Genomic DNA, 5,184 nt, shown 5'->3' with positions numbered 1-5,184 from the left:
TGGTCGCTGCTGGACTGGCGGGTCATTTTGCGCGCTTTGCTGATTGCAGGCGGGATTTCCTGCATTCTCACCGCGCTCAAGACCGAGCCAATCGCCAATGTCTTTGGCGGCTTTTTTGTCGGACCAATCATCGCCTTCATCCTTTCAGTTTTGCTGCTGAAAGAACGCGCCAGCCTCAGTCGCGCCCTGCTGTTGTTGCTAAGCTTTGGCGGCGTGCTACTGGTTGTAAAACCGGGATTTGGCATGCAGGTTGGCATGGGGTTTGCGGTGCTGGCTGGCTGCTTTCATGGCTCGTTTCTGGTGGCGACGCGGTGGCTGGCCGGGCGGCACCGGCCCCGCTTTTTGCTGTTTTCACAACTGGCCATTGGCGCTGTCGTGCTGTTTCCTTTTGCGCTGGGTGATCTGGGGCAGAGCGTTGCTATGGCCCAGAGCAACCCAGTGCTGACAGGCCTGCTGATCATCAGCGCGTTGGGATCTGCCGCTGGCACCTATTTGCTGGTGCGGGTCAATCGCCATACCCCCGCCAATGTGGTGGCCCCCCTGGTCTATAGCCAGCTGCTGGCGGCCACCTTTATTGGCGTTGTGGTCTTTGGCGACCTACCAGATGCGCTGGCGCTTTTGGGCCTGACGGTGATTGTGTTGTCCGGGCTTTCGTCGCTCTGGCTTGCGGGCCGGGGAGGCCGAGGGGCCTAAGGCCCCCGCGTCAGGACGCTACGCCGGGCCGCGGCCTCAAGTAGCCGTTTTGCGCAACAGGTAGATATCCATGATCCAGCCATGCTCTGCCCGCGCCTGTGCCCGGGTGGCGATGATGTCATCTGCCACCTGCGCCAGGGGCCCAGAGCGGCTGATCTGGTTGTCCATACCGGCATAGGCGGACCACCAGATCTCAACATCCTCTGGATCAATCGCCTGAAAGGAGCATTCCCCATCCAGCATCACCACCAGAGTGTCAGCCGTGGGCGGCCAGCCTTTCTCGCGCAGCTGGCGGCCCGTTGTCACGGTAAAGGGGGCGCCAATCTCGTTCAGCGGAATGGCATGTGCAGCGGTCAGCGCCTGAATAGAGGTGACGCCGGGAATGATCTTGAGGCTGATGTCACTGGTGCGCCTCAGGCGCTCGGCGATGCGCATGGCGCTGTCATACAGTGAGGGGTCGCCCCAGACCAGAAAGCCAACCTTGGCGGCATCTGCAGCTGGGCCGCCTGGGGGTAAGTTGGCGCGAATGGTGTCGATCCAGATGCGGGCGATGGCATCATGCCAGTGATCAACTCGGGCAGTGTAGTCCACAATGGCCGGGTCACGCACCGGCAGGTCAAATTCAACAATGCGCGGGCCGGGGGTGCTGGTGATGGCCTCGGCACAGATCGCCTGACGCAGCCCGGCCAGATCATCTTTGCCGCGGCCTTTGTTGGGGATCAGGATCAGATCAAGCCCATTGAGCGCGCGCACCGCCTGCAGTGTCAGGTGCGCAGGATTGCCGGTGCCGATGCCAATCAGGGAGAGCTCGATCTTGCCGCCAATACGGTCGTCGATCCTGTCGTCGATGCTGCCGTTGATGCTACCTGCGCTCATGTCACGGGGCTCCTGCCAAAAAGAAACACGGCCCGCTATGGAGCCGTGTTTGGGTTTTTTCAAGTCTGGATCAGGTCGCCTTCCCAGATCCAGCTGCTTTTTCTAGCTCGCGTTATAGAGCCGGGGTGTTACCAGGCCTGTCACCAGACCACGGCTGTCAACGCCGCGCAGCGCCTTGGCGGCGGCCAGAATGGCAAGGTCAGCAAGCGGTTCAATCAGTACCACCAGCATATAGGCGCCGCCAAAGGTCAGCACCGAGGCCATGGTCTCAGCGCCAAAGCCCTGACCGTAGAACACCCAAAAGGCCACCCAGGCCACAACGCCGCCCTGATAGGCGGTCGAGAGCGCCAGCGCCTGGCTGTATTTCAGATCCACATAGGCAGTGCCGGCCGGGATGATGCGGCGGGCCAGCGCGTGCAGCGCAAACAGTGGCACCAGCAGGGTTGTCACATTGACAAAATACATGGGCATGTCGCTGGGCGCAAAAAACGCGCCCTGGATCAGCAGGCCTGCCGCGAGGCCAAAGGCCGCAGGGGCGGCTCCAAGGATCAAAAACAGGGTTGAGCCAAGGATGAAATGCACCTCAGAGATGCCAACCGGGAAATGCGGCAGCACTTCAAAGAACAGGAACACGCCAAGGGCTGCAATGGCAGACCGGGCGGCATAGGACATCACGCCAGTGGCGCGCAGATCGCTAAAGGTTTCTTTGGCGGCATAGGTCACGGCCCCTGCGGCGGTGCCATAGGCAAGGGTCATTTTGGCAGCGTCAACAACGCCGGGTTCGATATGCATAGGTCTGTCTCCCTGTCGCCTCCCCGGCGACAATTGAAAGGGTTTCGCAAAACAGCCGCCCAAACCGCAGCCCGCAAGGCATGGCCCCACATGGTATGGCGCCACAGGGCATGGTCCGGTCAGCTCGCGACGGCAGGTCTCCTGACTTGCAGGTCTGGGCCGGTCCGGGGCCTTCCCGATCTGCTTTGCAGATCAGTGGCTGTTCCCGGTGGCTCGCCGCTCACAGTTGCGGGGGCAGTTTCGGATTCGGCGCCTGTTGGCTACACCTCACCGTATTCCCTTTTCATCCAGGGGTCTGAGACCCCAATAGAACCGTCGATACCGCCAGAGGTGTCACGAAGCCCTGCGGGCTGTCAATCACCCAAAGCACTTTCTGCGCCGCAAAAGCCCGCCTGCGCTGCAAGGCCGCAGATCAAGCAAAAAAGATCCGCATGAGCGGGCGCAGTACAAAAGGGGCAAAACGGCAAAGCCAGTCGTCCAGTGGGTTTAGGGATTGGGATTTACGGATTGTCGAGGGTCACACTGGCTGCAATCGGGGTGCCGCCTATCATCAGTGGGCTGTGGCTATTGGCGTTGAGCGAGACCTTCACCTCAACCTTGCCGGTGGGCAGATCGCTGAGGTGCGTCCAGTTGCCGTAGAGCCGCCCAAGCTTGGTGCCATTGATGTAGACATGCGCATGGCCTTCGCCTGCAACATCGGCGGCTGAGGCGTTTTCAGGCGCAAAGCGGAAATTCTGCGGCGTGACCTGCAAATTCCAGCCCGCCATGGGGTCTTTGGTCACGGCAATCGTTAGGCCCGGGGCGTCAGGGCCTGCGGGAAGGTGGATCGCCGTTGCATGATCATGGCCCGCCATTTCGGCCATCTGTCCCGGGCTGCCATGCTGGGCTGCATCGCTGTGATCATGGCCATCAAATGTGATGCCATTGCCGGCAGCTGTAACAAAGCCGATGCCGCCGCCAAAGACCAGGCCGATGGCAAACAGAGCAAGAGAACGCGACATGTCATATCCTTTGAAGAAGTGGCCTGCGCTGAAAGAAAAAGGATCTCTCGGCGCAGGTTGATGCTCAGGGCAGCTGGCTCAGGTGTCTCTGGCGCCTTCGGCCTGCCAGAAGTAGCCGCAAAAGCAGCCCAGCAGAGTCCAGGCAGCCAGACCAACCCCAAAGGCGCGGGCGGCAAACAGCGCACCGATTTCGGTTGGAACCGGACCGGTGAAGCTGCTGGGCCCGGGGGCGCCAACCAGATGCGGAATCAGCAGCAGGGCGATCGCAATGGCGTAGCTCAGCAGAGTGCCACCAAAGGCGAGCAGCCACATGGCAATACCAGCGGTTGCAACGGTGGCAGTCCACCAGATCTGTCGCTCAAGGAGATCCGCGGCCGCGACGCCGGGAACCTCGGGCGCGAGGCTAAAGCCCGGTGCAAGGTGGAAAGTGATGAAACCCGCCAGCCCCCACAAAAGCCCGCTGCGGGCTGAAATTGCCTGCCCCATACCCTCGGCCATGGACATCAGGGCGACCATGACAAAGGCATAGCCGGTATAGGTGAGCATGGTGAAGACGATGCTTAGCCCATCGCGCACGGCGTCAAAACCGGGCAGCTCAGGCTGTGCGGACACAGCAGCGCCTCCAAAATGCACCAAAGCGCCGCTTTCATAAAGCTCGGCGTGCAAAAGCACAGGTTGCACAAAAAGAAGCTGCAGCAGGGCGGTCAACACCCCAGCTGCAGCGCCAGCGAACAACGCGCTGGTCAAAATTCGGCTAAACATGCGCTTAGTGGCAGGGAAAGCCAGTCGCGTGACGCACGTCATGCGCGGCGGCGTGCAGGGCAGAGGCCTGAACGTGACCGGTCAGGGTGATTACACCCAGGCCCAGAACCACGGCAAACAGGGCAGGCAAAAAGCGGGTGCCAGCAACAGAGGTGGTCAGTGTCTTCGTTGTCATATCTATTCTCCACGCCGTCACACCCGACGGCAAAAATTACGTCCCAGTACATGGCCGGTCTCCTGACTCGCAGGTCACAGCAGCTTTTCCCCTTCCCAGCGGCCAGGTTGGCCCCCAGTGGGTGTCGAAAAACCGCTCGCCGCTCACAGTCGCGGGGGCGGTCGGGTCTTGGCGCCGCAATTGGGTCCGCCATTCCTCATTCCCGTTTCAGCCCAGATGCTTTGCATCTTTGGGCACCATGTACATTTGTTGTGCCCTTTGACGAGGCCGGCGGTCAAGTTTGAATCCGCCCTGCAGAGGGTAAGATGCGACTTTTATGGGCACTGACAGGTGCTGAGCTGGGAAATGGGCCTGGTCTAGCCCGGTCTAGTCCATCCCGGCCGGGATTCGCGCCAGAGCCTTCATGCGTAATTCGCCCAAGGGGCGGGCGTCCGCCAGATTGCCGTCCGGGCTGTCGCGGAACAGCCGTAAAAACGTGACGATATCCGGCAGATCCCTGGCGCTGATTTCGCCAAACAGATAGGCCGTCTTGCCGCTTTGGCGTACCGCAAGCGTTTGCGGCTGTTTGCAGCCCGACATGCAGTCCACCTGCTGCACTCTGGCCTCCAGCCCCGCGCCTGCCACCGCCTGCTCCAGCAGGTCCGGCAGGGCCGCATCGGCGTTGCGGCAGCTGCGACACAGGGTGAGGGTGGGGAGAGGAGGGCTCGACATCAGGTCAGAGTGCTTCTGGCAGATCGCTGTCGGCGAGCGGGCCGTAAAGGATCAAAACCGGAGCCATGGTCTCCATATCACGCAGCCCCTTTGGCAGCTCTCCCACCGTGTGGCAGCTCAACTCCTGCTCCGGGGTCGAAACACCAAGAGCAATCAGCGCGTGGGTTTCAGGGG

The 5,184-nt window shown here is 61.2% G+C and carries 7 protein-coding genes, 1 pseudogene and 2 riboswitches; of the genes and pseudogenes, 1 reads left to right on the top strand and 7 read right to left on the bottom strand.

The genetic code is table 11. The features are described 5' to 3' along the window. Positions 1-693 (top strand): DMT family transporter (locus B4968_RS17570; protein ID WP_139792890.1); only part of this gene is annotated, 693 nt, incomplete at its 5' end. A 36-nt stretch (positions 694-729) separates the two neighbouring features. Here B4968_RS17570 and cobF read toward each other — a convergent pair. From cobF to B4968_RS24725, 7 genes and pseudogenes are all read right to left on the bottom strand, one after another. Beyond that, positions 730-1,569, bottom strand: coding sequence for a precorrin-6A synthase (deacetylating) (cobF, locus tag B4968_RS17565; protein ID WP_083100708.1), 840 nt, complete (start codon positions 1,567-1,569; stop codon positions 730-732). A gap of 102 nt (positions 1,570-1,671) precedes the next feature. Next, positions 1,672-2,361: an energy-coupling factor ABC transporter permease gene (locus tag B4968_RS17560; protein WP_083100707.1), complete on the bottom strand. Its 690-nt coding sequence runs from the start codon at positions 2,359-2,361 to the stop codon at positions 1,672-1,674. Between the two features lie 114 nt (positions 2,362-2,475). Beyond that, a riboswitch (cobalamin riboswitch) is annotated at positions 2,476-2,693 on the bottom strand. Positions 2,694-2,861: 168 nt separating this feature from the next. Continuing rightward, on the bottom strand, positions 2,862-3,362 hold the full coding sequence (locus B4968_RS17555) for a hypothetical protein (RefSeq protein ID WP_083100706.1): 501 nt from the start codon (positions 3,360-3,362) through the stop codon (positions 2,862-2,864). A gap of 78 nt (positions 3,363-3,440) precedes the next feature. Further along, the gene (locus B4968_RS17550) at positions 3,441-4,124 is read right to left on the bottom strand and encodes a CbtA family protein (RefSeq protein ID WP_083100705.1); all 684 of its coding nucleotides are present in this window, start codon (positions 4,122-4,124) and stop codon (positions 3,441-3,443) included. 4 nt (positions 4,125-4,128) lie between these two features. Next, a complete protein-coding gene (locus tag B4968_RS17545) occupies positions 4,129-4,299 on the bottom strand; it encodes a CbtB domain-containing protein (RefSeq protein ID WP_083100704.1) in 171 nt (56 codons plus the stop codon). Between the two features lie 35 nt (positions 4,300-4,334). Next, positions 4,335-4,555, bottom strand: a riboswitch (cobalamin riboswitch). Positions 4,556-4,665: 110 nt separating this feature from the next. Further along, positions 4,666-5,010: a DUF1636 family protein gene (locus B4968_RS17540; RefSeq protein WP_083100703.1), complete on the bottom strand. Its 345-nt coding sequence runs from the start codon at positions 5,008-5,010 to the stop codon at positions 4,666-4,668. 4 nt (positions 5,011-5,014) lie between these two features. Beyond that, positions 5,015-5,184 (bottom strand): annotated as a pseudogene (locus tag B4968_RS24725) (uroporphyrinogen-III C-methyltransferase); the annotation flags it as partial.

The sequence above is a fragment of the Pseudophaeobacter leonis genome (assembly GCF_002087335.1).
Classification (GTDB): domain Bacteria; phylum Pseudomonadota; class Alphaproteobacteria; order Rhodobacterales; family Rhodobacteraceae; genus Pseudophaeobacter; species Pseudophaeobacter leonis.
This window is presented reverse-complemented; position numbering and strand designations above follow the sequence as displayed.